The organism is Paenibacillus sp. FSL H7-0737, assembly GCF_000758545.1.
Classification (GTDB): Bacteria; Bacillota; Bacilli; order Paenibacillales; family Paenibacillaceae; genus Paenibacillus_AQ.
Genome location: NZ_CP009279.1, coordinates 2,029,388 through 2,054,875, shown reverse-complemented (window position 1 = coordinate 2,054,875; position 25,488 = coordinate 2,029,388). Strand labels below are relative to the sequence as shown.

Sequence of the window (25,488 nt, the reverse complement as noted above, 5' to 3'; positions counted from 1 at the left end):
ATCTTATGAGTAAAAGGATAGAGGCTTGGCCTCAACTCCATGTTTCTCGATCAAATGATCTAGTAAAGCAGACCATTCCGCATCAACCGTGCATTGATCTGGATGAGCCTCGAACCAAGCAATTGACTGCTTTATCCCTTCAGAGAAAGGAACGGCAGCCTGGAAGTCAGGCACGAGACGTTTGATTTTACGATTGTCAAAAACACTGCTGACCGCTTGATCGCCGATCAAGCCATCCGCCGTCCCTGGAGGGGAGAAGGCTGTGATAAAGTCTGTAGAGATATGAACCACTTTCGGCTCCACACCTGCCGCTTGCCCAATGGCCGCATAGATCTGATTCCAGTTCAACACCTCATCAGAAGTAATATGAATGGCCTCCCCAATCGCTTCCGGATGCCCAAGCAATCCGACGATTCCTTTGGCAAAATCTGAGTTATGCGTCAGTGTCCACAAAGATGTTCCATCTCCATGGATGACTAAAGGCAAGCCACGACGGATACGATCAATCAAGGACCAAGGATGCTGTCCGCTCGTGAGTGCCGCAGGGATGGCTGTGTTTCCGTAAGTATGGGAAGGACGAACAATCGTAACCGGGAATCCGCTGCTCTTGTGTGCTTCCATCAATAGCTGCTCACAAGCAATTTTATTTCTCGAGTATTCCCAATAAGGATTCTCCAGGGGTGTCTCTTCTGTGATTATATAATTACGCTGTGGCTTCTGATAAGCCGAGGCCGAGCTGATAAAAATGTACTGCTTCGTTTTACCTGTAAACAGATCAATATCTGTCTGCACATGTTCCGGTGTAAAAGCAATCCAGTCTACCACTACGTCAAATTCATAATCTCGCAATACTTCGGCAGCCTCCGCCGGATTACGAATGTCACCTTGAATCACCTTCGCCCCATCCGGAACGAATTCGCCTCTTTGTCCCCTGTTGAACAAATACAGCTCTATTCCTTGTTCTACCGCGTGCGGGGATACAGCCTGGCTAATCAGTCCCGTACCTCCGATAAATAATACCTTCATTTCACACGCTCCTTATAGAGGATGTTCAAAAACCGTACTTTTTGAACTCTCATTTATAGTAAAAGTAAACCTGGCTCGTCATTTATTCATTAACGTAATCTCGCCATAAGTGCTTGGGCTGCCAATTCAGCAGCTTCTTCGCCTTCGCATTGCTGAGTAACGACTCATGGCCTTCCAGCGGCTGGCGGAAATCCGTCACCTCTGGATAACGTGCGGCCATTAACTCTCTGCTAGGAACAGCCATACTGGTCTCATCTGCGCATATATTAAGAGCAACTGCGCCCAATCCGTCCGTTTCAATCGCCAATTGGCAAGCTGTCGCTACATCCCGTGTATCAATATAACTCCACAGAATCCGATCACGCTGCGCGGGATCATGAATGAAGGAAGGGAAACGTTCATACGTCGATGGGTTAATGACATTTCCGATTCTTAGGGAAACGACTTGTATACCCGTTCTGCGCTGGAACATCTCTGCTGTCTTTTCATTCACAACTTTAGATAGACCATAACTGTCCTCAGGTAATTGTGGATGCTCCTCATCCATAGGCACGTACTGCGGACCCAATGGGTTAACCGCAAAACAGATGCCATAAGAGGATTCACTGGAAGCAATAACTGCTTTGCGAATGCCTAGTCCAGCAGCAGCCTCCAGAATGTTATAGGTGGATACTACATTATTTTGAAAGGTGACTTCACTCGTCTTTATATTTGCGGCCGGGATCGCAGCCAGATGCACAACTGCATCAGCGCCTGCAAGTACGCCGTACACTTCACCTAAATTATTCAAATCAGCAATGATCGTTTGGCACAAGGAATCTGGAGATTTTTGCGTATCCACATTCACAACCTCATACCCTTGCTCAACAAAATGCCGGACCACCCATCTGCCGAGCATCCCGCTTCCGCCAGTAACAACTACTTTCGCCATGATCATATCTCCTTTTTTATGAATCTATCTCTAGTTAAGAATCTCTTCAATTTTCTTAAGCATATCCTCGGAAAGTTCTATTCCCGAAGCCTTAACATTCTCTTCGACCTGCTGCGGACGACTGGCACCCACTAGCGCACTTGCTACATTAGGCTGACGCAGAATCCAAGCCAAAGCCAGATTTCCCACAGAAATATTCAACTCCGCAGCTACCCCGCTTAGTTGGCGAACCTTTTCAATCTTCTCTTCTGTAATCGCCTTTTTCAACCGATCCAGCTTAGCCGCACGGCTATCTTCAGGGATGTCCGCGTTATACTTTCCTGTTAACAGCCCTTGAGCCAGTGGAGAAAAAACAACCTGTCCAATGCCACGTCGCTCGCCGAGCGGAATAATTTCTTTCTCAATATAACGTTCGAACATATTATAAATCGGTTGGTTAACCACGATATGATCCAGTAAATAGCGGTCTGCTACAGCTAGCGCATCTGTCATTTGCGCCGCAGTCCACTCACTTACACCGACATAATATACCTTGCCTTGACGAACCAGATCATCCAGCGCACGTAAGGTCTCTTCAATTGGAGTTTCCGTATCGAAACGATGGCAATACATAATATCCACGTATTCTACGCCGAGACGCTGCAAGCTTGCGTGACATTGTTCCGTAATATGCTTGCGGGATAGACCACGATCGTTAGGCCCCGTCCCCATTTCGCCAAACACTTTAGTGGCCAGCACATAGGATTCTCTCGGATAGTTCCGCAAGGTCTCGCCTAGCACTTTCTCAGCAGCACCCTTTTCGTAAACATTTGCCGTATCAAAAAAATTCACGCCTAGGTCGTAAGCGGTTTCAATGGCTTTAACAGCATTATCTCTTTCTACATATCCTCCGTATGTCAGCCAGCTTCCCAGACTAATCTCGCTAACTTTTAGGCCTGTTCCACCTAATCTACGATATTTCATAATAACTGCTCCTTTCCATAGTTCCGTGTTATGATTTCGGCAGGTTGCCTAACGCACATATTCATTCTAGAATAGTTTGTATATAATAGGAAGAAGTGAAATTTAGTTTACTATATGATCTCTAGAGTAGTTACTATACAAGAGTATAGTGGCACCAAAACAGGAGGAGATTCCTTGACAACAGCTAAATCTAGCAATAATTATATCCCTAAAACCCCACTTACTATTGAATGTAATGTAGAAAAAACACTTGAGGTATTGGGCGGAAAATGGGCTTTTCTCGTACTAAGGGAGTTATTCGACGGTACCCAACGCTTTGGAGCGCTTCAGCGAAAAATCACTAATGTCAGCCCTCGTGCTTTGACTAGTACTCTACGCCATTTAGAGGAACACGGTGTACTAGAACGCCATGTGTTTCCTACCGTACCCGTAACAGTGGAATATTCTTTAACTCCAAAAGGTGAGGATTTGCATCAAATTTTGAAGGAAATGAAGCTGTGGTCCGCCAAATGGACGTAGCATAAATAATTGGTTGAAAAATGATCAAAATAGACCCGGGATCATCGTTCCCGGGTCTTCTTTGTTTTACTATAAGATTAATATTTATCCACAATCGCGCCGAGAACTGCGGTATTTACATATGCCTTTCCTTTAAGGCTTTGCAGCTCCTTAGCAGTGCCTGTAACAACAACTCCCAATAGCTGTACGTCACTGGCATCCGGTGCCGCTTTATCCTTTTTCAAATAGTTCGAGATTCGCTCAAATTCTCCGTAATACTTGCCCTCTTTCTGAAGCCCATATGCTAGTGATTGTAAAAAATCCTCTGGTTTCGGTTTAAATAAGCCTTCCCAATTGACACCGTAACCGTATACTTGTCTCGCTGATTCCGGTAATGCATATTTATTCGGGCTGCTATCATTCGTAATAAACTCAAGCTTCTTTTTATTGTCATACGTATCTACCCAATACCACTTCTGTGTCAGCTCTGTTGGCAGCATCTTCTCTACTTCTGCTTGTGTATAGCTTTTATCAAACGAAACTGCCATTTCTACCAGCTTACCAGGTTCCATTTGTTCAAGTGCAGGTAGGTCATTCAACACCTTACCGTTATAATTCACCCCAGGTACATAGAACATCATTTCCCGCTGTCCATTTTGACTGTTATATCCTCGGTAATATTCATAATTTTGGCTTGTCATTATTGGATCAGGAACATTAATACTAGAGTATCCCCTGTAAAGTAGAGAAAAACGGCTGCTCATACTGAATTCCAGCTTTTTAGTATCCCACACGACAGGTACACCCTCAACAACCTTGTACGTACTCAGTTCAACTTTGCCCGATAAAAATCCTAAATCCAGCTCAGTTCTCAGCTCATGAAGATTAGGACTGCTAATTTCCATCATAATCCTCTCCTCATCCAGCCCACGCATCGCTAACCAGCTGGTCAGTTGAGAGATACCCAGCATGCCACCGAACAATACTATAATGGTCACGATCAGTGAAATGACCGTATTACGTATCATTGTTTTTCGTTTTGCTTTCTTAATTATTTTCGAAAGGTTTTGATCATCCTTTTGTTCCCATGGAGCCGTCATTCCGCTTCACCTCTGTATTTTTTTTGAAATTGCTTGCGGGCACGAAACAATGCCGATTTGACCGTATCCGTTGTGATCCCAAGGAGCTCAGCTATCTCCTGATAGGATAGCTCCAGCTCGTACTTCATAATAATGAGCTGTTTGTGGAGAGGAAGAAGCTCATCTAGTACACGTTCGATGTCCTCTCGTTTCTCTTTTAACAGCACATGATCCTCTGGCAGTTCCATGTCTGGAACATCCACATAATCAATAGGAATGACTATCCGTTTGCTGCGGCGGCACAGATCATAATAACGATTAATCGCTACTTTATATAGCCATGCACTGAATTTGTTCTCATCAATAGAATCGATATACAAAAGTGCCTTATATACCGTATCTTGTACGATATCCTCCGCGTCGGCTGCAGGTGCCCCGAGACGAATCAAGTATTTTTGGATTTCTAACATTTTCGGTTGAAGTATCTGATGTAGCTGCCCGGGCTTCATCCTGCACCTCCCTTCGTATGTATAACGGTTAAGTTCTCGAAATGTTAGCTGATAGTAGAAAAACTTATAAAAGAAAAGTTTCGCAAAAAAATCCCCTTACCGCTAACAGTATATAGATACCGTATAGCGTAAAGGGGTGCTTTTTAAAAAATATTATTTATTCACTTATAGAAGATTCATTGATACTAGTAACATACGCCTTTTGAAATACCAAGTCCGCATCAAATTTTAGGCCAGATATGCAGCTACATAATCTTTAAACTCTGTTGAAGGAACCATTCCCAGCTCCGTACGATAAGCAATCTCGAATTTCTCATAGAGCCGTGCGATCTTATCCTTATTTCCGAGCCTAGCATATATATCAATCATTTGCTGGTTCATCTCTTCATGAAGAGGATATAAACCCAAGAACTTTTCTAATCGTTGCTCCGCTTTATGCCAATCCTGAGTAGCACAATCTCTATCCACTAGCAATCGAGTCCAGGTTGTAAAATACTTGCAATAAGCTTCCTCCAGCGAAATCTTCCATAGATAAGGCTTTCCATCCAACAGGGGCCCCTGATATAAGAAACAAAGCCGCTCCATTTGAGTAGTGTTTTGTTTCCCTTCAGCCATTTCTAAATGAAACCTTTGATAATCAAGAGCATCATAACTTTCATTTCCGGTCTCCAGCATATAACCATCATTCATTTTACGGATTTCCATGACGAAGCCCTTTTCTTTTAGCATTTTTTTCAAGAGGTAAATCGTATTATACAGGTTGGATGCCCCTCTCTCATCCTGCATATCTGGCCATAACAAATCAATTATTCTCCATTTACTGATATAACGACCTGCATTACATAGAAAATATGCGAATAATTCCTCTGCTCTGCGCGTTCGAAAATGAATGGGCTTGCCTTCTGAATCACAAACTTCAAATCCGCCAAAACAGCGGATCATAGGCCCCGTTTTCTTTGGCTCTAGGATCACCGCAGGTCTCATTCGTTTAATAAGTCGTTCAGTGACCCTGTTGATCGCTTCGGGTGTTATTGGCTTAAGTATATAATCTAGTGCACTAACCTCGAATGCTTCCAGTGCATAATTCTTGTAGGCCGTTGTAAATACAATTTCCGGTTGATGCATCAGCTTCTGAATTCTGCTTGCCAGCTCAATACCATTCATCTTAGGCATTTCAACATCTATAAACACGACATCCGGTTGTAAATCAGGTATGCATTCCAGTGCCTCTAATGGATTTGAGAAGGCCCCGCTAATGGTATAATCTGGATTACGACCGATCAGTACCTTCATCAAATTCAAAATTGGCTTCTCATCTTCAACAATCACTACACGAATCATCGTGTTTCTCCCTCCATGCCCCCAAGGCTTGCTGGTAAATACATTGTTACTTTGGTCCCAAACCCAAGGTCGGAATGAATGGTTAGGGTAGCTCCGGGTATAGCGCCTAGACGCTTTCGAATGTTATGGATTCCAATACTGCCATCCGGCTGCTCGTCTCCAGTTAATTGATATAGCAAGTCATCTGGCATACCCACACCATCATCTTCGATGATAACTTTCATATAGTTACTACCTGCTTGAACCGTGAGCGAAACTCTGCCCTGACCCTCTTTTTCAAACAATCCATGTCTGATCGCATTTTCAACAAATGGCTGAATACATAAGGAAGGGATTTCAACAGAACGCAGACCCTCATCCATATAAAAAATAAAATCAAACCGTTCTCCAAAACGCGCTTTTTCGATCTCCACGTAGGCTTGAATCAGCTCTAACTCCCGGTGCAAAGGAACAACTAAAGTGGAACGGTCCATATCGAGAATATAACGGATGTATTGACTTAACATGGATAACAAATAGGCGGCTTTCTCTCCATCTGTATAACAGAAAGAGATCACACTGCTCAGTGCGTTATACAGAAAATGCGGTTTGATTTGCGCTTGATGAAAAGCATACTCATTTCGTATCGCTTCTTGTATCGATGTCTTCATTGCAATCAGCGTTTGAATTCTCGCAATCAGCGTTTCTCCATCAAATGGTTTAGTTATATAATCATTCGCCCCAGCCCTGAAGCCAAGCGCAATATCTGTTGGCGCGTCTTTTACTGTAGCAAACAAAATAGGTAAATCCAGAATGGAGTAACGCACCCGCAACGTTCGGCACAACTCAATTCCTGAAATCCCCGGCATCATGACATCTAATATAACTAGGTCCATATTAGGGTACTGCTCCATTTTGTCCATTGCTTCATTCGCTGAAAACGCCGTAATTACATTGTAATGATGCCGTCTTAAAATATTCAGCAGAATATGAATGTTAGAGGCCTCATCATCCACAATTAAGATCGTATATCCACTCTGATCCACTATATCAAGCGAGGTCTGCTCAAAATGCGCGTGCTGCCCCACCCCTGTAGCTGCTACTTCGCGGTAGCCTGGGATCCGCTCGATTTTGGGCAAGGTGAAGATCATTCGAGTGCCTTGACCAACCTCAGACCAATCCACCCGAATCTCACCGCCCATCCGCTCAATTAGCTTTCTGCTAATATACAGACCCACACCCATTCCTGTGTAACCATCTTGCGGAAGTGGTTTATCGACTTGTTCAAAATATTCAAATATGGCGGTATGCATATCAGGGGATATCCCAGTTCCTGAATCTTCCACCGTAACAGATACTGTATTTCCCTCTACATAAGCTTTTATGGTAATAAATCCTTTATCCGTATGCTTGATCGCATTGTGAACTAAATTGTACATGACTTGTCTTAATCGACTATCATCCGCAAGCACCCACACATCGGGTTCCACCTGATTATCTAATCGCACAGATTTCCCTGCGAGCTCAAACTGCAACACATCAAATACAATTTGTGAAGCCACCCTTAGATCAACCACTGTCTGCTGTAGTCGTAATTCTCCATGCTTCAAAAGACTAACATCAATCAAATCCTGAATGAGCATTGACAGCTTTGTAGAAGTGTCCTTAATTAACCAAAGATTCTGTTTCTGTAATGGATACAGATTATCTTCGCCATCTTCTAATAAAAAGGATGTCATATTCATAATGCCATGCAGCGGAGTTTTGATCTCATGAGAAGTGTTCATCAGAAATTCATCTTTAAGCTGGTTCGAGATTAGCAACTGACGGGACAGCATTTCCGTCTTATCATAAGTGTTTGAGAATCGTACAGCTAACATAATATTGAAGAAAACAATAAAACCAATGACTCCGCATTTACCCACCAAATCGGTCTGCAGAACATTTTCAGAGTAAAGACTTACATCAAAGAAAAATATCAGGAGCGAAATCGCACCGCCAATGAACAAAAATAGTTCTTTTCGATCCGTCGTCTGGCTCTGGCTGCGAACATATAAATAGATCATTCTGACTATGATTACCACCATAACGATTCCAAGATAGGTTACGAATAGATACTTCATACGAATGTGTACACCATACGGGAGCACCAAAACCGATACAAGATATAAGAGAAATGGAGACAACACAATCTTCATCCTCTTACTTGACATCAACCGGGACTCGACCGAGCAGTAAAACATAATAATGATAATCGAACCGACAAACTGGCTTATTTCCAATAGCTTGTAAGTTGATTCAAAAGGGAAATGGGGTAGTAACTGTTGAAATATCTTCTCTCCATATAGAGAATTGTTCAAAGAAAGAATAAGCAAATATAAACCGCTGAGCAAATAGGCCTTTTCTCTACGCCCAACGAAATAGAAGCTGAGATGATATGCTCCAAACATCCCCAGGATCAATATAATTCCAATGTCAGTACCCGTCTGAATACTGTTCAGTTTTGTAATATCCGTGTGCACGCCCAGTGGGATTGAATTCACGATCCCCCCAGTAATAAAGTTGAAGTTAGACACTTGAATTACAATTTCTATCTCTTGGGTATTAGATTGAAAAAATACAGTATACGGAGTATTCCCTGGTCTAAATGACTCACTTTCCGTCGAAGGAACCCCGTCCTCTCCTTCTTGCTTCCCATTGATAAACAACTTTTGAGACATACGGATACTTCTTATTTTCAAACCAAGAATCTCATCCGAATCTTTGACCAACACTTTAAGTCGATAGGTGCCAGCCCCTTTACGGTCCATTCCATCTTCTATGATCTTGCCTTTCCATGTGCCTGGGACAGATAGATATGTAGATTTCTTATCTATACTTTGCTGAATCTCAGATGGACTCAGTAATTTATTTTCATAAAACTCCCATTCTCCGTCTAGATCAACTAATCCCTGTTTCTCAAAGTCCCAGCTCGACAAATCCAGTACGCCCTGCTTGGCCACCGGGGTATCTTGGTCCTGAATCGTTGGGGAAATAATACTTACTAATAGGGAAAAGGCAAGGATAAAAAACAACCCCATCCCAACTATTCCACGATATTTCATCGTCCTCAACCTTCAGGCTCCTCTCACCAGCGAGTAATTCTACCATTCTACCCCGCTGCTCTCACAAAAATCTCTCAAATTCCCGCCTGTAAGTTACTTCCAGACACTCTAATTGTTTGCTGACGTTACTCAGTATAATCGGCACTTAGGTAGGCGTCTATCTACATTTCAAGCCTTTAATCGACGTTCAAACGCCTTTGGAAGGAGTAGCGTAGCAATCACACCTATAACTATCACCGAAACGATGGAGACGGTCAGATGCAATATCGGTATACCAAAAATATTATAAGATACATATTTTTCGATTAAGGATGTGCTCATGATTACGCCTGATGGCAAAAAATCTATCCAATCACCAACAACACCTGGCAGTGAGAAATAAGGCAACATGACTAAACATGCCGCTAGTCCAAGAGTACTTAGACTGCTCCGAAACAAAGCGGAGATCAGCGCAGTCAATAATAAAAGGCCACATGCTGCTAGCAAGGTTACGGCATATTTTAAGAGCATGCCCTGAAGCTGGGTTAAGTTATATGGGCTTTCTACAAAGTAACTATTCAAGGGCGCATTCCAACCCACGAAACCAAATGGCAAACAAGAAAATAATACACATACACCGTAAAAAAGTGTCACAAAGCCACCGGTTACTATAAATCCCGCTAACAATTTTGCAGTAACAATCTTCAATCTTCCATATTTACTGGATAGAATAAGTGAATCCATTCTATAATTTGCCTCACCGGAATATAGTGGTGCCAAAGCGAAGACTAGAATCAGACCTATCAGAATATTGCCTACACCCGGGATTGAAAAAAATCTGTACAGAGATCCCCAGTCATTTGTCACATAAAATCCGGGCGGCCGAATTTCTTCCAGCATTGAAAGTCTTTTCGTAACATCTTTTAATACATATGACCCTTGATCCTGCCTCTCCAGCAGAGCTTTCTGCCCTCTTAAATCGTTCAAATTTTTATTGAATAGATCCAGACTATAAGCCGAAGCTGCATAACGCTGCTCCAGAATTCGAGTCATTTTTTGCTCTTTAGATCCCACGCTATCCTCGGCATATTCTTCTTTAAGCCTTGGTGCGTATTTAAGAGCTAACTCTGGTTGAATCGGTCCCGTATGTGCAGCGATAACTTCGGGTTTTTCCTTATTTACAACCAACAGACTATTTGTACCGGATGGATAGAAGCTGATAAAATAGAAAATTGCAATCGCCAAACCTCCTGCTATGGAAATCCAGACTCTAGGAATCATGATTTTACGGAACTCAAATATAATCAGACGTCTCATGCGAATTATCCCCTCCGAAAGTAGTGTATATATACATCCTCTAGTGAAGGATTCACTAACCTTGCGTCCTCACATGGTGGATCTTTACTAACTACCCGAAGCGCTAATCCGTTATCTGTCTGCTGTACGTTAACCACAGTACCCTTTTCTTCGATTTGAGCGAGCATCCGTCCAGGGACATCTGCCTCCCAAACCTCCCCTTCCAAATCAAAGGTCAAGTCCTTAATCGTTCCTTGACGGAGTAGCTCTCCTCGCCCCATCAGAAGCACCTGCTTGGCGATATGATCGACATCGGAAACGATGTGGGTTGACAAAATAACAATACGCTCAGCTGAAATTTCAGAAATCAGATTACGAAATCGCACGCGTTCCATAGGATCTAACCCTACCGTCGGTTCATCCAGAATGAGAATGCTCGGATGATTAAGCAAAGCTTGAGCGATGCCGAGTCTACGCTTCATGCCGCCGGAATACTTTCCGCATTTTTTATCCATCTCTCCAGATAGATTCACCGTTTGAGCCAACACCTCTATACGGTCGCCTGCCTCCTTCTTGGACAGCCCCTTTAGAGCGGCAACATAATACAAGAAATCGCGAGCTGAAAAATGATTGTACATCCCCAGATCTTGTGGCAAATAACCAATCTGAGCCCGGTACAAATCCCCCATCTCATCCTTGTTCTGTTCATTCAGCAGTACCTTTCCACGAGTTGGATATAGAACATCTGCTACAATACGCATCAATGTCGTTTTTCCTGTTCCGTTGGGACCTAGAAGGCCATACACACCAGGAGACATAGTAAGGTTAGTGCTATTCAGAATCCGCTTCTTGCCGAAATTATGTTCGATACCCTGCAGCTTAAGCTCCAATCAGAAAACCTCCTTTTCTCAGCACTCTGGATTGAAAGATCATAGCCACCGTAAAAATAGCTACTGACAGAATAGTGAGTCCCATCAATCCAAGTAATTGGACGGAGGTTGCCCAGTTCGCTACCACTTCTCCTGAAAAGAGAAGCATCCAAAAAAAAGGCAGCATGGAGAGCACAGTCGTCAGATGTCTAAAATTACGGATCTGCCCAGACAATACTAACGCTGCAGCCCCATTGATTAGAATCGGAATAAACCATAACAGTGTTGTACGGAACACCTGTTCATGATCCCTTACTGGGAATGCCATTGCGGTAACACTAAGGTTAAGCAGTATTGAAATCACACCTGCTATAAGGAAGCGTGCTTGTACATACTTATGCAGAGGGATTCGAAAGCTCCGTGCAAGTTCACCCATCCCACAGAGTGTATTACGCGCCGTATGGGAGACGACCACCAGTAAAGGCATGCAACCCACAATAGACAAAATAAACATAGGACTGACCATCTCTGTAACACTTAAAACTAGATATCCAATTACAAACAAGATCACGCCAAGTACAAGCTCTCTCCACCATCCTTGTGAAAAAAGAATCTTTATCTGTTGCCGAGCCGATAGAGGAACTGGCGATTCCTGCCCCGGTAAAGCTCGCTTAGAGCTTCTCCATCGATTCATTGCTTCTTCTGCAAAACCGTCAAGTAGCGGCGGTTCAGGAATATACTTAATATGAGTCACGATCTCATTCAGTTCCTCTAACGTCATCTCGTGCTGTAAATTCAATTTCATGTAATCTTGTTCGTTACGTTGAGTGCTCATTTCTTTACTCCTTTCTTAAAAGGGTGGGATAAATCATTTGGCTTGGTCTGCTTAAGTAGCTCACGTAGTTTCAATAAAGAGCGGCTCACCCTAGATTTCACTGTAGACTCCGGTTCATGGGTTATTGCAGCTATTTCTGTAAACGTAAATTCATATTTATACCTTAAAAAGAGTGCATCTCTTTGATCGTCTGGAAGTGAGCAGATTGCGGCGTATACCGTTTTAACCTCTTCACGAAGTAATATGCCTTCTAAAAAATCTTCGTCAACTGTGATCTCATCAGATATGCTTTGGTTCAACTCTGCTTGCCGAGTACTTTTACTGCGAAAATAGTCAATGCAGACATTTTGTGCGATTGCCATCAGCCAAGCCCGAAAGCTTCCGTGTTCATTTTGATACCTGTCGAGCTTGGCCCATGCTTTTTCATATACGGTCTGTGCAAGATCCCAAGCTAATTCATCATTATGTATTTTCCATCTGATAAATCGATAGACATCACTATAGGTATGCCGAATTAATAACTCCACGGCTGCTTCATTCCCTTGCTGTGCTTCTACGATCCATTTGTCCTCGCTAATTTCATTTCCCCTCCAATCTTTCACTCTACTACATATAACGAAATCACCTATGAACTAGACGCATCCTACTATGTACATTTTTACTAGAATCCATAATTCCACATAAAAAAGCCACCCAGAACATGGTTCTGACTAGCCTAAAATAAGATACAATCCAGATACAACTTACCTATCCACCCCAAGCATCTCCAGCCCAAGCCGTACACGAATATCTTCTGCATTCTCAGTTAAATAAAGAGCGTAAACCTTTATAATCGGTGTGTCTAACTCACATTGAAGTTGAAATAGCTTCTGTTGCTCGAGATAAGGTTGTGCTATAGATCGTGGTAGAAATCCAAAGCCTGCCCCTAGTAGCAGCATGTCCAGCATAATCATCGAGTGATCGGTCTGAAGTGTCGGCACATAGCCCGCTCCAACGATACTAGTAAACCATTCCGGAAACGGACCTCCCCACTCTAAATGACAATACTCCCGCTGAAAAAAATCCTCCCTGCTTACAGGTGTTTCTCTTAATTGTGTGGAGACCAGAATAATCTCATCTTCAAACAGGAGATGTCTGGTCACCTTAGGATGTTCCGGCGGGTCATATTTAATCGCAACCTGGACTATTCCATCCAGTAAAAGATCACGTATCATATAGCTAGAATCAATATAACTTAGGAATTTGATAGCTACCTTGGGATGATCACGTCTAAATGAAAGAATATGCTGCAGGTAATAATAATGCCATACGGACCCGGGTCCACTCAAAATGATATAGTTCTCCAGTTCTTCGGATAGAGTCACCTTACTCTCTTCAAACAAACGAAGCATCCGCTCAGCATATGGAACAAAAGATATCCCTGCCTGCGTTAAGCTAACATTCCGGTTATCACGTGTAAGGAGCACCTTGCCCACGGAGTTTTCTAAAGCTTTTATTCTTGCGGTAACGGCGGACTGGGAGATATGTAGATGTTCTGAGGCCTTGGTGAAATTTCGAATTCTGCATACCGCCAAAAAAGCTTCTAATTGAGATAAGTCCATGGATAACACCCTCTATGATTCAAAATATTAATGATTATGATCTATAAAATTCGTTATACAAATTATATGTATTCAGTTATGATTTCGCTATATTTTTAAATTTATAAGTGCTGGAGGAATTTATATGGTTAACAATGTCAGAATCGAACAATTATTTACGATTAAGGAATCTATTAATGAGCTTTCAAAGCTTCTAATACAGGTGGTGGAGGATGGAGCCTCCATTGGTTTTTTACCACCCTTAGATCCGTCAGACTCTACATCATATTGGCACAATGTTTTGGCGCCCGATGTGATTCTTTTTGTCGCAACAATGAATGATATTATCGTGGGAAGTGTACAACTACATTTATGTACAAAAGCAAACGGAAGACACCGAGCCGAAATCGCAAAGCTAATGACACACCCTAATTATCGTCGTAATGGTATTGCTCGTTCTCTTATGCAAAAGGCTGAAGACAGAGCTAAGCAGGAAGACCGGTCTTTAATAGTGCTTGATACAAGAGAAGGTGACCCTTCCAACCTCCTCTATACTTCAATGGGCTACATACAAGCTGGACGTATACCGAGCTATGCGATATCAGCAAATGGTGAATTACATGCAACGATTTTTTATTATAAGGTTATTGGCTAGACATTTTGAACTTAAAAACATTCTAAAAGGAAGAGTAGTTGCGGAGGGGAGGCTTGGAACTGTAGGAGCGATAGCGCCCGCCTTTGCCTCCGGATTTCAACCGTGAAACACGGTATATAATCAAGAAATCTGGGGACAACAGCGGCCGGAAGTCCAAGCATTCACCGCAGTCACACAATTACCTTAATAGAAAAATCTTAAGTTCAACTAATATAGACATTTATAAAACACCAAGTTATAGTATTAACAGCACTTTTAATAACCATTTTCAAAAGTCTAGAGGTGATTAAAATAAACCAAATCGCAAACAATTCTATTCGTGTTAAAAAGATAAATCAGGAGCTTATCAAGCAAGCCTTGAAATCGATGAAAGAAGGAACCAAATCAACGATTGCAACCGCCACCGGGTTAAGTATTGCCACTTGCGGAAATATTCTGAATGAGCTTATGGAGACAGGTGAAGTCATTGAGACGGAGCTGGAGGCTTCGAATGGAGGCCGGCCGGCCCGAAGATTCATCTATAATGTCGATTTCTCCTACATCGCATGCATCTATGCCAAAATTGAAGATGGCCAACAATCCTTAACCTATGCAGTAACAAATTCCGTTGGCGAACGTGTAGATGATGGATATATCAAGGCTGAGAGTATAGACGCTACAACCATTGATCATTTAGTAGGCACACTAATTCAAGCCTATAACAACATCAAAGCCGTTGGCATTGGAATCCCGGGACTGGTTCACCGAGGCGTCATCAATATTTGTGATATCAACACATTAATTCACGCTCCCTTAGAGTCACTCCTCAGAGAGAAATACGAGGTTGAAGTCACAGTTGAAAATGACATGAATCTAACCGTTTACGGATTCTATAAACAGCAGGATTACGAAGAGGATAAGACCATCGTCGTGTTGACCTTTATCAAAGGTGCCTTTCCAGGTGCAGGGATGATGATCGACGGGCATATCCACAAAGGCAATACTAGATTCGCGGGCGAAGTCTCATTTTTACCGTTTGGAATCTCGCGTGACGAGCAATTCATTCGTTTGGGGCAGACAGAAACGTTTATCCCATTGGCAGCTCATACCATCGCTTCATTGACGGCAGTTATTAACCCTGAGACGATTGCGCTCACAGGTGAACAAGTTAGACAAGAGGATGTGCCACATATCTATCAAAGTTGTCTGGCGTTCATTCCAGAAGAGCATATGCCTCATCTAATTGTGCTGGATCACCCTGATGATTATTACATGAACGGATTAATTGCGATCACGCTGGAAAGCTTGACCTATTCGTTGCAGCTGGTTGAGAAGCGGCGGTAAGTATTTTTTATGACCCTAACATTTGCATCATGGATTGGATCTAAAACCAACAAGAACTTCAGGAGGAATTACGAATGGCAACAAACAAAGAGAATATGATTGCAGGAAAGCTTTACATGGCTGGTGGAGAAGAATTAGCTAGAGATAGTAAAAGATCCAGAATGCTCACTCGTTTATTTAACAATACGACGGAAGAACAAGGCGAATATAGAGTAGAATTACTTAAGCAATTATTCGAGTCTACGGGTGAATCGTTGCATATTGAGCCACCTTTCCGCTGCGATTATGGCAGCAATATTACTGTCGGAAATAACTTTTACGCCAATTTCGACTGCATTATCCTGGACGTAGCAAAAGTAACGATAGGTGAGAATGTCCTCTTTGGACCTAGAGTAAGCGTATATACCGCTGGCCACCCTATAGATGCGGACGTTCGTATTAGTCTGCTCGAATTCGGTACACCGATTACCATTGGAAACAATGTCTGGGTTGGCGGAAATGCCGTTATCAATCCCGGGGTAAATATCGGCAACAATGTAATCATCGGCGCAGGCTCTGTCGTGACTAAAGATATACCTGACAATGTAATCGCAGTGGGGAATCCTTGCAGAGTGCTAAGAGAAATTACAGAGGACGATAAACAACACTGGGAGAAGCTTAAAGAAGAGTACTACAGAGACATCGAGCAATAAAGATACCCGATTCTGGAGGTTCTCACGTTGAAAAAGCGTTTTGGCGGATTTAATAAGGTTTATGCCATGCAATTGGCTACGATCTTTTTGGGGTTTATTGTGTTTGGGATATCGGAAAATATTAAAGGGCCAGCCATTCCAAGAATTCAGTTTGACTTCAGTCTGGACGAAAAGCAGCTGGGTACCCTTCTATCCCTAAACGCACTAGGTTATTTGATCGCCTGTTCCTTCACAGCTGTATTGGTTCGTAAGTGGGGGATCAAGGCTGTCAGTATTATCGCTTTCGCATCCATGATATTCTCTGGCGTTCTAATTTACATCTCCCATAGCTATCCCCTCTTCTCGGCTTCATACTTCCTGATGTATATTGGAAACGGAATGCTTGAGATTGGACTTGCCATTCTGGGAGCACGTATCTTCGTTAAAAATACCGGGACGATGATGAACTTATCCCATTTCTTTTACGGGTTTAGTTCCACGTTAGCTCCACTAATGGCAACAGGGCTGATGACAGTAAGTATATTCGGTCATACTCTGGATTGGCGCGGAATGTATCTAATAATGCTTAGCTTATCTTTACTGCCTATACTATTTGCCTTACGGAGTACTTTTCCAGGTGACGATCTTCCACATGAAGACCGTATTCCCTTAAAAACACTTGTCCGTGACCCTGCTTTATGGCTAATGGTTCTTATCCTTTCCTTCGGAGTAGTGTCGGAGCTTGCTGTAGGCGGATGGCTCGTAAATTTCCTTGAAAAAGCATACCTGTGGGATACGGTTACTGCATCTGGGATGCTGTCTACCTTCTTTCTCTGCTTCTCGTTAGCAAGGCTCCTGCTGGGGCCGGTTACTGATAAGATTGGATTTAACCTATCGCTTATCATCTTTTCAGCCTTCTCTGCCCTGTGTACGTTTGCCGCAATTTTGGGTGGAGAAAAGCTCGCATTTCTATTTGCCGCTGCAGGAATCGGGATTGCGATGATTTATCCTACGGTTATGGCTTTTATCGCCAAAAGATATCCACATGGTAGCGACACCGCCATCACATTTACAGTCACGTTAATGGGAGTAGGTAGCGTGATTGGTAACTATGCTATAGGTGCTGTGATCGAAGGCGTGAAGCGGCTTTACGGTGCAGAGACGCAAATAGGCTTATTACGCGGACTTCAAGCCGGTTATGGTTTTATCGGATTATGTGCAGCGATATGCGCGATATCCGGTTGTATTCTATATCGTTATTTACATCGCCGCCAAGAACTTATCTAACCTCATCTATAATACTTAAAAAACCTGTCGTTTTAATCGGCAGGTTTTTTGGATTTCAATTATAGCTTCCCTGTATGTGCTGCACCGAACGGCGAGCTAAGATCATCAGTTGATGGACTAAGCGATCTGCAGCCCACTCATCAGCTCCAGTATTTTTCTAACAATTTGTTCCTCTTCGTTGCTCACCTTTTCCGTTGCCAATTCACCAAGCTCTGTGTGTTCTCCAACACAAACTGAATGAGCGGAATGTCTAAACATTTCTATGTCGTTAGCATCGTTACCAAAAGCAATAAATTGCTGCATTTCTACGCCTAATTGTTGTAATCCTGTCCATTTATTTATGCCTTTAGGGCTAATATCTATAATGTCCTCTTGACCATGTCTATAAATCACAACAGGTAGTTTATGTAGCTGATCTAATAACTGTTCTCCGTTTAGGCTATTCAAAATAACTATTTTCACAAGCTCATCCAGCTCAGATGCACTTACATTTTTGGCGCGTTGTTCTGGATCTACATTTCTCCGAATGGGATGATCATCAGAACCCGAATATGAATAATCCCAGTGACTGTCAATCAAATAAGCCGCATTAAACTCTTCTATTAATTTCAAGAGGATGTCCGAAGTTTGCGCGTCAAAATGTATCGTCGAAATAACCTCTCCACCTTTTGCAATAAATGCACCATTCCCGCCAACCATAGAAAAATGGTGCATATGTGCAGGCAACACAGGCAACAAATCACGAATAGGCCGGGCTGACGCAAAAATAACCTCATGTCCTTTTTCAATTAGAGTATCCAAGGCTTGTACGATTCGTTCACTCAAAGGTTTGCCGCTAAAACATATGGTTCCATCTAAATCAAAAATAAATTTCATCTTCTATATCCTCCCCTTTTTCTCTATAATAACGAGTTCGTATATAATAGAAAGGACCGATGTCCAAAAAGGAGTACGCAATGAAAACTATTCAGGATCCAAATCTTATAGCACATTACATTACCCAATTTAATCTAAATCAAGTATTCACGACATCAAAACATGCTTTAATTCAGTTACGTGTCTATGAGCAGAATGAAATTATTTTGCATGAGGGCGATGAGCTGGACGGAATTTATTTTCAAGTGGAGGGGCGTACTAAGGTCTCTTCTAGTGTGGGAACGGGAAAATCCTTGTTATTACGGTTCTGCTCACCCTTGTCATTATTCGGGGACATTGAATACGTGCAGGAGGTTGTGGTCCAATCCCAAGTGGAAGCGGTACAACAAACCTCTCTCTTATTTATCCCGAAACAAAAGGTTGAGTCTGACCTAATGGATAACCATAGCTTTAAAGATTTATTGCTGAAACATCTTTCTTACAAGCTTCTAACCTGCACATCCGCATCACGAACGAACTTACTAGGCGCTGTCGAGGAAAGGTTTGCAAGTTATCTATTAACGATACAGCTCCAACGGGAGTTTGGAAAAGAAATTCAGACACCCTATATCCCAGATATAGCTTCGTTAATTGGGACTACTCCCCGCCATTTAAACCGTGTCATTCAGCGGCTCACCGACATGGAAATTTTATATAAAGTTAAGCAAGAAATTGTAGTACTCGACTGGGAGCGTTTGGATGAATTATCTAACGGAATAAGATTTGAATAACCTAAAAGCCCATCATTTAATTGAGGATAAAATGATCGATGTCATCATAACGGATATTGATCTTTTCTCCGTTTCTTTTGACAAGATTTATATACAGAGGAGCTGCATCAACACTTCCGCCACCAACTAATACATGGTAGTCATCATTGATTTCATATTTGCGGATGTACAAACCTGAACCGACGTCTTCAAAGGGATAACCTTCAAAATCCTTCCACGACAACGCCTCGCCTTGCTGAGCTAGATCCCGTATTTCATCCATTGACAATATCGCAGCTTTTTTATCATTACAGGCTGAAAGTATAATCGTCAAAGCAAACAATACCAGCATTATCAAGTTACGCTTACTTCTCATTCATAAACCTCCCAACTCTATATTTTGTTATTTATAGGAAAATATAAGGTAATAATAACATAGCTTAGACTAGATGTTAAAAAGGAGTAAAGTCCTTTTGGGGGTGCTTTACTCCTTTTGAAATCTTTAATTGGGAGGGATATTGAAAGCAGGATCGGCCCTATCACTTCCTATTATTAATGTGTAACCAATGCCAACTTTTCGTTTATCTTCACAGAAGTACCCGCCTGATTTATGACTTCTGTTGTTTCAGTTGTATTCGTAATGATGATCGGTGTAATAATGCTAAAGCCTTCACGGCGGATGCTTTCCAGATCAACTTCCATCAAGATGTCGCCTGCCTTCACCGTGTCACCCGGCTGAACCAAAGTATTGAAGTATTTACCTTTCAGCTTAACCGTATCTATACCCACATGAATTAGTACTTCTGTACCATCATGGCCAACAATGGCGATAGCATGCTTCGATTTAGCCAGGGTAGCAACTGTACCGCCAATAGGCGAAGCTACCTGCCCTAAGGAAGGCTCAAGCGCCAGTCCTTTGCCCATCGCCCCACTCGCAAACGCCTCATCCGGTACGGCTGAGAGCGGCAATACGCTACCTGTCATTGGACTGGACAACAATGTAGCATTAACCTTTTCTGTTTCGTCAGCACTGAGGGTTGCTTCATTGTTTACCCAATCCTGCACGGGCTTGTCAACGGACTCCGAAGCTGAAGCTGATACCAGCTTATCGTCCTCAACATCTTTGAAACCGAGTATGAGGCACAATAGAAATGCGGCGGCAAAGGAAATAACCATCATAATCACACCGTATATAATGTTTGAAGTTCCCCTCTCACCGGAAAAAGCAAGCAGAGCCATAAGGTTGTTCTGAGGTACATACAAGGTAACATGTACAATCCCAGCGAAGCAGCCCGCGATACCCGCTGAGATGGCGGCGGCAATCATCGGTTTCTTCAACTTCAAGGTTACACCATACAAGGCTGGTTCTGTGATGCCCATCATGGAAGAAATCCATGATGCCGAGGCCAGCTGCTTCATTGATTTGCTCTTAGAGCGAATGGCAACCGCCAGTGTAGCTCCACCCTGAGCAAGGTTCGCGCAGACCTGAGCCACCAGAATTAGGGCTTCCTGCCCCGTGGCTGCGAAGGCAGAGATAAAAATCGGTGTGAGCGCATGGTGCATCCCGGTCATAACAATGAACGGGAATGCTGCGGCGAGAAGAGCCACCATGACAAAACCGAGCGTACCTTGCATCAATTCAATCACATAAGCCAGTCCTTGTCCGGCATAATTCCCCAGCGGTCCGACAACAATTAGGGCCAAAGGTGCGCTGATCAGCAGCAGCAGCGTTGGATTCAACAGAATTTTCAGCATATTAGGAACGATTCGGTCTATATATTTCTCAATATAGGACATCATCCATACTGTCAGCAGGACAGGAATGACTGAGGCTGCATAAATGACAGATGGAACCGTCATTCCTAGGAAGGATATCGGATCCTTGGAAGCCACCCAGGAAGAGAAGTTAGGATGGAGTAGAACACCAGCGACGATAACTGCAACTGAAGTATTCACTCTGAATTTCCGGGAAGCACTAACCGCTAGCAGAATCGGCATGAAATAGAATGCAGCATCCCCGATAATATCCAAGATTCGATAGGTGTCTGCTTCTGGAGACATCAGATCGAAGGTAGTCAACAGTGACAGAATGACTTTGATCATCCCTGCAGCCGTTAAAGCCGGAATCATTGGTGTCATACAACCGGTAATCGTATCAATGATCCGGCCAAAGACTCCCTTGGTCTTGCCGTCCCCCGAAGGCTTGCCGGAACCGCTGTCATCAGCACTCTGCACATTAAGATCAATAATTTCTTTATAAACAGCATTTACTTCATTACCGATAATAACCTGATATTGGTCGGACGTTACGTTCACTCCCGCTACCGCTTCCATCCGGTTCAACTGTTCCTTGTCGGCTTTATCATTGTCTTTTAAACGGAACCGCAAGCGAGTCATGCAATGTTCCAGATCAATAATATTTCCCTTCCCACCGACCAGATGTATGATTTGTTCAGCAATTTGTTTGTAGTCTTTTTTCATATGCTCTTCCCCTTTAACCGTTTCCATTCGAACGTTTTGAAAATAACGGAGCCGCAAGTCCTCTTCCAGAGGACCGCCGCTTCCGTATACAGACAACTCTTTAGAGGCACTCGCCGCCTGATTCAATCACCTTTTTATACCAGTGGTAACTGGCTTTTTTATACCGTTTAAAAGTACCTTTGCCGTAGTCATCAGCGTCCACATAAATATATCCGTAACGTTTGGACATTTTGCCCTCACTTACACTGACCAAGTCGATGCAACCCCATGACATATAGCCAATTAGCTCTACTCCGTCCTGTTCCACGGCATCCTTCATGTTGCGTAAATGATCGGACAGGTATTCAATCCGGTAATCATCTTGAATATGAAAATCCTCATCCGGTTCATCAGCGATTCCAAGTCCATTCTCGACGATAAACAAAGGAATTCGGTAACGATCATACAATTGATTCATTGTTATACGAAGTCCAATCGGATCTATTTGCCAGACACTTCCACTAGGTGGTAGATATGGATTTTTTACCGTCTCAAAACCATTCGTACGACGAGTCTCCAGTCCTTCCGTGGATGCTGCCGTACAAGCGCTTGAGTAATAGCTGAAAGAGACAAAGTCTACGGTATTGTTCTTCAGGATTTCAAAATCCTCTGGTTCCGTGTGAATGTTGATCTTGTGCTTAGCAAAATACGGTGCGATATAATTTGGATATTTGCCGTATACCTGCACATCGGAGAAGAATAGTGTATGTTTGTCACTTTCCAGAGAAGCGAATACATCCTCCGGCTTGCATGTATAAGGATACGTTTTGCCAGCCGCTAACATACAACCGAACTGGATGCCCGGAACCATTTGCTTGCCTGCTTCCACTGTCAGAGCGTTAGCCAGAAGCTGATGATGCGCAGCCTGATATTTTTTCTCCAGCTTGTTATCAGCCGCTGTAAAGGTTAAGCCCCCTCCTATAAAAGGGATATGAAGGACCATATTCATCTCATTAAATGGAATCCAATATTTCACTCTGTGTCCAAATCGGCTGAGCAGTGTCTTGGCATAATTAACGTAAAAACCAACCACTAGGCGGTTTGCCCAGCCCCCATAATGCTCAACTAAATGCATCGGCAAGTCAAAGTGACTGATGGTAATCACTGGCTCAATGTTGTGTTTCTCTAGCTCGTCCAATATGCTCTCATAAAATGCGAGGCCTGACTCCAGCGCAATAGCTTCATCCCCATTCGGGAATAGTCGCGGCCAAGAGATGGAGAATCGGAATGCATTGATGCCCATTTCCGCCAGCATTGCGATATCATCTTTGTAATGTTCTCGGAAATGAATCCCCGTATGGCTCGGATAATGTTGGCCCTCTTCTGTAAAAATATTATCTTCGTCCATCATTACGTCTTTCAAACGACGGTCATTCATGGGCAGAACATCGAAATTGGATAGACCTTTGCCATCCTCCAAATGCGCACCCTCGGTCTGGATAGCCGAAATAGCGCCACCCCACAGGAAATCTCGGGATAATTTCATAATAAACCTCCAAGTTGCTAACAGTTTGTAAATGCTCTCATTTATAAGCACCAACCTGTTTTCTTTTGTTGCATATGCCTATAATAAGGCTTGCTAGAAGAGAATGAATCCCTTGATTTCATCAAATTGTTCTCATATTTGGTCCTGTCCAAAGGCAACTTTGATGGTTGAGCTTTTATATTGCAGAGGAGCGATACCAATACTTTCCTTGAACAAACGATAGAAAGTCTTCGTGCTTCCGAAGCCTACCTTACCGGCAATCTCCGTCACAGGATCATCTTCATTGAGGAGAATCCACTTCGCCTTATCAATTCGGTATTCATTCAAAAAGGTAACAAAGGTTTTGCCGGTATGCTTCTTAAAGAATTTTGTGAAATACGATGGGGTGAAGCCTAGAATCTTGGCAGCATCCGCAAGTTTTATAGGATGGGTATAGTTTTTCTCCACATACTGAAAGACCATGGACAACTGCTCGAGAATTTCACGGGAATAAGGCTTATTACTGACCATACGCGGTTTAAAATGATCCAGTTCGCGATACATTACAGTGATCAGCTCACACAAAAGGCTTTTGATAGCATATGCGTAACCGATCTGTTGTTCCTTGCCTTCCTGGTATAGCTTATTTAATAACTGAACAATTTTCTTCTGAATATCCGGTCTCCAGAACGTGGAATACGGTTCAATTGAGGCAAACAGCTCCTCTAGTGTAAAAGGTGTGTTTTTCAGAACCATCACGTCCTGAAAAAAACTAAGGTCAAATTGGAAGACCAGCCGCTCACTTTTAGGTGAAGCCATCACATAATGAATATCTCCACCTTTGATGAAGACGAACTCATTTTCTTTTAGCTGCATCGGCTGGTCATTTACTCCAAGGTTCACTTTCCCTTTAACAATCCAGATAATTTCCATTTCCTTATGCCAATGTGGTGTAGTTAATATACTGCCATCGTTCTCAATACAGCGGTACGGAAAGGCTTTATCCAGTCGTGGGAATTCCAAATAAATGGCCATCTGATCATCTCTCTTACTTATTTAGTGGATTTATAATCTCATTTATAGCGGACAAAGGCGAGTTTGGCTATTGAAGCTGAAACGTAAAAAGAGCTATCCATTACCCAACCAGGGAAGCATGGACAGCAAATTTTAGGGATCGTTAATGATTCAATTTCTCACATTTCGTAATTGCTCCACCGTCCCGACGAAACTGCTTGGGGGTCAAGCCAGTGTATTTTTTAAATAACTGTGTATAGTAACTTTGGCTGCAAAATTTAAACATCAAAGCGATTTCGGAAATAGACTGATTTGTGTGAATGAGGATCGACTGCGATTCCTCAATTCTACGCCGGTTGATAAATTCCGTGAGCGGCATACCCGTTTCACGCTTGAAGCGGTCGGACAAATAACTGGGATGCACACCAACATGCCGGGAGATCAGGCTAAGGTTCAAATCTTGAAACAAATGCTCGCGTATAAAATATACGGATAGATTGACAATATGTGAATAATGAAGGTTCTCCTTCTGCTGGCGCATCACTGTAATGAATTGCAGGACCATTTCATATTCGTATCGATGAAGTGCCTCAAGCTCTGTCGTAGCTTCAACCGAACGGATGAACGTATCACTCAGCTGAAAAGCTGTCTCAGGGTCAACACCACCCCGGATAATCGCACGTGTAAACAAGGTGCAGGATGCAATCATAGCGTTTTTCTTGGAGCGCAGCGGATATCGGGCTAGCGTAGCAGCTTCCATTGCGTTAATTCTATGCAGTGCTTCCAGTGCCCGGTTCTCGTCACCAAGTCGGATAGCTTCCAAAAGCTCTTGTTCATAATCCAGCGGAGGATGGACAAATCCCTCTGACAGATCCACAGAACGTGTGGACCAATATTCCGGTAGTTTATGTTGTCCTTTAAGTTGATCCATACTTGTTA

The 25,488-nt window shown here is 42.9% G+C and carries 24 protein-coding genes; 6 read left to right on the top strand and 18 right to left on the bottom strand.

The annotated features are described in order from the left end of the window. Nucleotides 1-3 precede the first annotated feature (3 nt). From H70737_RS08805 to H70737_RS08795, 3 genes are all read right to left on the bottom strand, one after another. Complete coding sequence (locus tag H70737_RS08805) at nt 4-1,026, bottom strand: SDR family oxidoreductase (RefSeq protein WP_042186458.1); 1,023 nt, start codon at nt 1,024-1,026, stop codon at nt 4-6. A gap of 82 nt (nt 1,027-1,108) precedes the next feature. Further along, a complete protein-coding gene (locus H70737_RS08800; protein ID WP_042186456.1) occupies nt 1,109-1,957 on the bottom strand; it encodes an NAD-dependent epimerase/dehydratase family protein in 849 nt (282 codons plus the stop codon). Nucleotides 1,958-1,987: 30 nt separating this feature from the next. Beyond that, nucleotides 1,988-2,920 carry an aldo/keto reductase family protein gene (locus tag H70737_RS08795; RefSeq protein WP_042186453.1) on the bottom strand — a complete coding sequence of 311 codons (933 nt, stop codon included), beginning with the start codon at nt 2,918-2,920 and terminating at the stop codon, nt 1,988-1,990. Nucleotides 2,921-3,094: 174 nt separating this feature from the next. Between H70737_RS08795 and H70737_RS08790 the strand changes: the two genes are divergently transcribed. After that, nucleotides 3,095-3,439, top strand: coding sequence for a winged helix-turn-helix transcriptional regulator (locus H70737_RS08790; protein WP_042186450.1), 345 nt, complete (start codon nt 3,095-3,097; stop codon nt 3,437-3,439). Between the two features lie 77 nt (nt 3,440-3,516). Here the strand turns inward: H70737_RS08790 and H70737_RS08785 are convergent, their stop codons facing one another. From H70737_RS08785 to H70737_RS08745, 9 genes are all read right to left on the bottom strand, one after another. Continuing rightward, nucleotides 3,517-4,518 (bottom strand): anti sigma factor C-terminal domain-containing protein, encoded by a 1,002-nt coding sequence (locus H70737_RS08785; protein WP_042186447.1) that lies wholly within the window; start codon nt 4,516-4,518, stop codon nt 3,517-3,519. After that, nucleotides 4,515-5,006, bottom strand: coding sequence for an RNA polymerase sigma factor (locus H70737_RS08780; RefSeq protein ID WP_042186445.1), 492 nt, complete (start codon nt 5,004-5,006; stop codon nt 4,515-4,517). The genes H70737_RS08785 and H70737_RS08780 overlap by 4 nt, the downstream gene beginning before the upstream one ends. Nucleotides 5,007-5,234: 228 nt before the next feature. Continuing rightward, nucleotides 5,235-6,347 carry a response regulator gene (locus H70737_RS08775; RefSeq protein ID WP_042186443.1) on the bottom strand — a complete coding sequence of 371 codons (1,113 nt, stop codon included), beginning with the start codon at nt 6,345-6,347 and terminating at the stop codon, nt 5,235-5,237. After that, nucleotides 6,344-9,430 carry a hybrid sensor histidine kinase/response regulator gene (locus H70737_RS08770; protein ID WP_042186441.1) on the bottom strand — a complete coding sequence of 1,029 codons (3,087 nt, stop codon included), beginning with the start codon at nt 9,428-9,430 and terminating at the stop codon, nt 6,344-6,346. Before H70737_RS08770 ends, H70737_RS08775 begins: the two co-directional genes overlap by 4 nt. Before the next feature lie 168 nt (nt 9,431-9,598). Then, complete coding sequence (locus tag H70737_RS08765; protein ID WP_042186439.1) at nt 9,599-10,726, bottom strand: ABC transporter permease; 1,128 nt, start codon at nt 10,724-10,726, stop codon at nt 9,599-9,601. A gap of 5 nt (nt 10,727-10,731) precedes the next feature. Further along, nucleotides 10,732-11,595 (bottom strand): ABC transporter ATP-binding protein, encoded by an 864-nt coding sequence (locus H70737_RS08760; RefSeq protein WP_042186437.1) that lies wholly within the window; start codon nt 11,593-11,595, stop codon nt 10,732-10,734. Then, nucleotides 11,585-12,409 (bottom strand): hypothetical protein, encoded by an 825-nt coding sequence (locus tag H70737_RS08755; RefSeq protein ID WP_042186435.1) that lies wholly within the window; start codon nt 12,407-12,409, stop codon nt 11,585-11,587. The genes H70737_RS08760 and H70737_RS08755 overlap by 11 nt, the downstream gene beginning before the upstream one ends. Next, complete coding sequence (locus tag H70737_RS08750; RefSeq protein WP_042186433.1) at nt 12,406-13,011, bottom strand: RNA polymerase sigma factor; 606 nt, start codon at nt 13,009-13,011, stop codon at nt 12,406-12,408. Before H70737_RS08750 ends, H70737_RS08755 begins: the two co-directional genes overlap by 4 nt. 141 nt (nt 13,012-13,152) lie before the next feature. Beyond that, entirely contained in the window at nt 13,153-14,010 is an 858-nt protein-coding gene (locus H70737_RS08745; RefSeq protein ID WP_042186431.1) for a LysR family transcriptional regulator, read from the bottom strand. A gap of 124 nt (nt 14,011-14,134) precedes the next feature. Here H70737_RS08745 and H70737_RS08740 point away from each other — a divergent pair, with 124 nt between their 5' ends. The 4 genes from H70737_RS08740 to H70737_RS08725 all read left to right on the top strand — a co-directional run bounded on the left by H70737_RS08740 (nt 14,135) and on the right by H70737_RS08725 (nt 17,925). Then, nucleotides 14,135-14,644 (top strand): GNAT family N-acetyltransferase, encoded by a 510-nt coding sequence (locus H70737_RS08740; RefSeq protein ID WP_042186429.1) that lies wholly within the window; start codon nt 14,135-14,137, stop codon nt 14,642-14,644. Nucleotides 14,645-15,010: 366 nt separating this feature from the next. Then, nucleotides 15,011-15,967 carry an ROK family protein gene (locus H70737_RS08735; RefSeq protein WP_081951268.1) on the top strand — a complete coding sequence of 319 codons (957 nt, stop codon included), beginning with the start codon at nt 15,011-15,013 and terminating at the stop codon, nt 15,965-15,967. 74 nt (nt 15,968-16,041) lie between these two features. Beyond that, entirely contained in the window at nt 16,042-16,659 is a 618-nt protein-coding gene (locus H70737_RS08730) for a sugar O-acetyltransferase (RefSeq protein ID WP_042186427.1), read from the top strand. A gap of 66 nt (nt 16,660-16,725) precedes the next feature. Continuing rightward, nucleotides 16,726-17,925 (top strand): MFS transporter, encoded by a 1,200-nt coding sequence (locus H70737_RS08725; RefSeq protein WP_042193534.1) that lies wholly within the window; start codon nt 16,726-16,728, stop codon nt 17,923-17,925. 117 nt (nt 17,926-18,042) lie between these two features. Here the strand turns inward: H70737_RS08725 and H70737_RS08720 are convergent, their stop codons facing one another. Continuing rightward, nucleotides 18,043-18,801, bottom strand: coding sequence for an HAD-IIB family hydrolase (locus tag H70737_RS08720; protein ID WP_042186425.1), 759 nt, complete (start codon nt 18,799-18,801; stop codon nt 18,043-18,045). A gap of 80 nt (nt 18,802-18,881) precedes the next feature. Between H70737_RS08720 and H70737_RS08715 the strand changes: the two genes are divergently transcribed. After that, entirely contained in the window at nt 18,882-19,571 is a 690-nt protein-coding gene (locus H70737_RS08715; protein ID WP_042186423.1) for a Crp/Fnr family transcriptional regulator, read from the top strand. Between the two features lie 16 nt (nt 19,572-19,587). Here the strand turns inward: H70737_RS08715 and H70737_RS08710 are convergent, their stop codons facing one another. The 5 genes from H70737_RS08710 to H70737_RS08690 all read right to left on the bottom strand — a co-directional run bounded on the left by H70737_RS08710 (nt 19,588) and on the right by H70737_RS08690 (nt 25,480). After that, nucleotides 19,588-19,926, bottom strand: a complete 339-nt coding sequence (locus tag H70737_RS08710; RefSeq protein ID WP_042186421.1) for a hypothetical protein — start codon at nt 19,924-19,926, stop codon at nt 19,588-19,590. 176 nt (nt 19,927-20,102) lie between these two features. Next, entirely contained in the window at nt 20,103-22,157 is a 2,055-nt protein-coding gene (locus H70737_RS08705; RefSeq protein WP_197071276.1) for a beta-glucoside-specific PTS transporter subunit IIABC, read from the bottom strand. Beyond that, nucleotides 22,132-23,556, bottom strand: coding sequence for a family 1 glycosylhydrolase (locus tag H70737_RS08700; protein ID WP_042186419.1), 1,425 nt, complete (start codon nt 23,554-23,556; stop codon nt 22,132-22,134). The genes H70737_RS08705 and H70737_RS08700 overlap by 26 nt, the downstream gene beginning before the upstream one ends. A 132-nt stretch (nt 23,557-23,688) precedes the next feature. Further along, a complete protein-coding gene (locus H70737_RS08695) occupies nt 23,689-24,570 on the bottom strand; it encodes an AraC family transcriptional regulator (protein WP_042186417.1) in 882 nt (293 codons plus the stop codon). Between the two features lie 142 nt (nt 24,571-24,712). Continuing rightward, nucleotides 24,713-25,480, bottom strand: a complete 768-nt coding sequence (locus H70737_RS08690; protein ID WP_042186415.1) for an AraC family transcriptional regulator — start codon at nt 25,478-25,480, stop codon at nt 24,713-24,715. Between the last annotated feature and the right edge of the window lie 8 nt (nt 25,481-25,488).

What these genes read in the sequence shown, in the direction of transcription:
- H70737_RS08805 (WP_042186458.1), bottom strand. Translation starts at nt 1,026, where the DNA reads ATGAAGGTATTATTTATCGGAGGTACGGGACTGATTAGCCAGGCTGTA.
- H70737_RS08800 (WP_042186456.1), bottom strand. Translation starts at nt 1,957, where the DNA reads ATGGCGAAAGTAGTTGTTACTGGCGGAAGCGGGATGCTCGGCAGATGG.
- H70737_RS08795 (WP_042186453.1), bottom strand. Translation starts at nt 2,920, where the DNA reads ATGAAATATCGTAGATTAGGTGGAACAGGCCTAAAAGTTAGCGAGATT.
- H70737_RS08785 (WP_042186447.1), bottom strand. Translation starts at nt 4,518, where the DNA reads ATGACGGCTCCATGGGAACAAAAGGATGATCAAAACCTTTCGAAAATA.
- H70737_RS08780 (WP_042186445.1), bottom strand. Translation starts at nt 5,006, where the DNA reads ATGAAGCCCGGGCAGCTACATCAGATACTTCAACCGAAAATGTTAGAA.
- H70737_RS08775 (WP_042186443.1), bottom strand. Translation starts at nt 6,347, where the DNA reads ATGATTCGTGTAGTGATTGTTGAAGATGAGAAGCCAATTTTGAATTTG.
- H70737_RS08770 (WP_042186441.1), bottom strand. Translation starts at nt 9,430, where the DNA reads ATGAAATATCGTGGAATAGTTGGGATGGGGTTGTTTTTTATCCTTGCC.
- H70737_RS08765 (WP_042186439.1), bottom strand. Translation starts at nt 10,726, where the DNA reads ATGAGACGTCTGATTATATTTGAGTTCCGTAAAATCATGATTCCTAGA.
- H70737_RS08755 (WP_042186435.1), bottom strand. Translation starts at nt 12,409, where the DNA reads ATGAGCACTCAACGTAACGAACAAGATTACATGAAATTGAATTTACAG.
- H70737_RS08745 (WP_042186431.1), bottom strand. Translation starts at nt 14,010, where the DNA reads ATGGACTTATCTCAATTAGAAGCTTTTTTGGCGGTATGCAGAATTCGA.
- H70737_RS08740 (WP_042186429.1), top strand. Translation starts at nt 14,135, where the DNA reads ATGGTTAACAATGTCAGAATCGAACAATTATTTACGATTAAGGAATCT.
- H70737_RS08735 (WP_081951268.1), top strand. Translation starts at nt 15,011, where the DNA reads ATGAAAGAAGGAACCAAATCAACGATTGCAACCGCCACCGGGTTAAGT.
- H70737_RS08730 (WP_042186427.1), top strand. Translation starts at nt 16,042, where the DNA reads ATGGCAACAAACAAAGAGAATATGATTGCAGGAAAGCTTTACATGGCT.
- H70737_RS08725 (WP_042193534.1), top strand. Translation starts at nt 16,726, where the DNA reads ATGCAATTGGCTACGATCTTTTTGGGGTTTATTGTGTTTGGGATATCG.
- H70737_RS08720 (WP_042186425.1), bottom strand. Translation starts at nt 18,801, where the DNA reads ATGAAATTTATTTTTGATTTAGATGGAACCATATGTTTTAGCGGCAAA.
- H70737_RS08715 (WP_042186423.1), top strand. Translation starts at nt 18,882, where the DNA reads ATGAAAACTATTCAGGATCCAAATCTTATAGCACATTACATTACCCAA.
- H70737_RS08710 (WP_042186421.1), bottom strand. Translation starts at nt 19,926, where the DNA reads ATGAGAAGTAAGCGTAACTTGATAATGCTGGTATTGTTTGCTTTGACG.
- H70737_RS08700 (WP_042186419.1), bottom strand. Translation starts at nt 23,556, where the DNA reads ATGAAATTATCCCGAGATTTCCTGTGGGGTGGCGCTATTTCGGCTATC.
- H70737_RS08695 (WP_042186417.1), bottom strand. Translation starts at nt 24,570, where the DNA reads ATGGCCATTTATTTGGAATTCCCACGACTGGATAAAGCCTTTCCGTAC.
- H70737_RS08690 (WP_042186415.1), bottom strand. Translation starts at nt 25,480, where the DNA reads ATGGATCAACTTAAAGGACAACATAAACTACCGGAATATTGGTCCACA.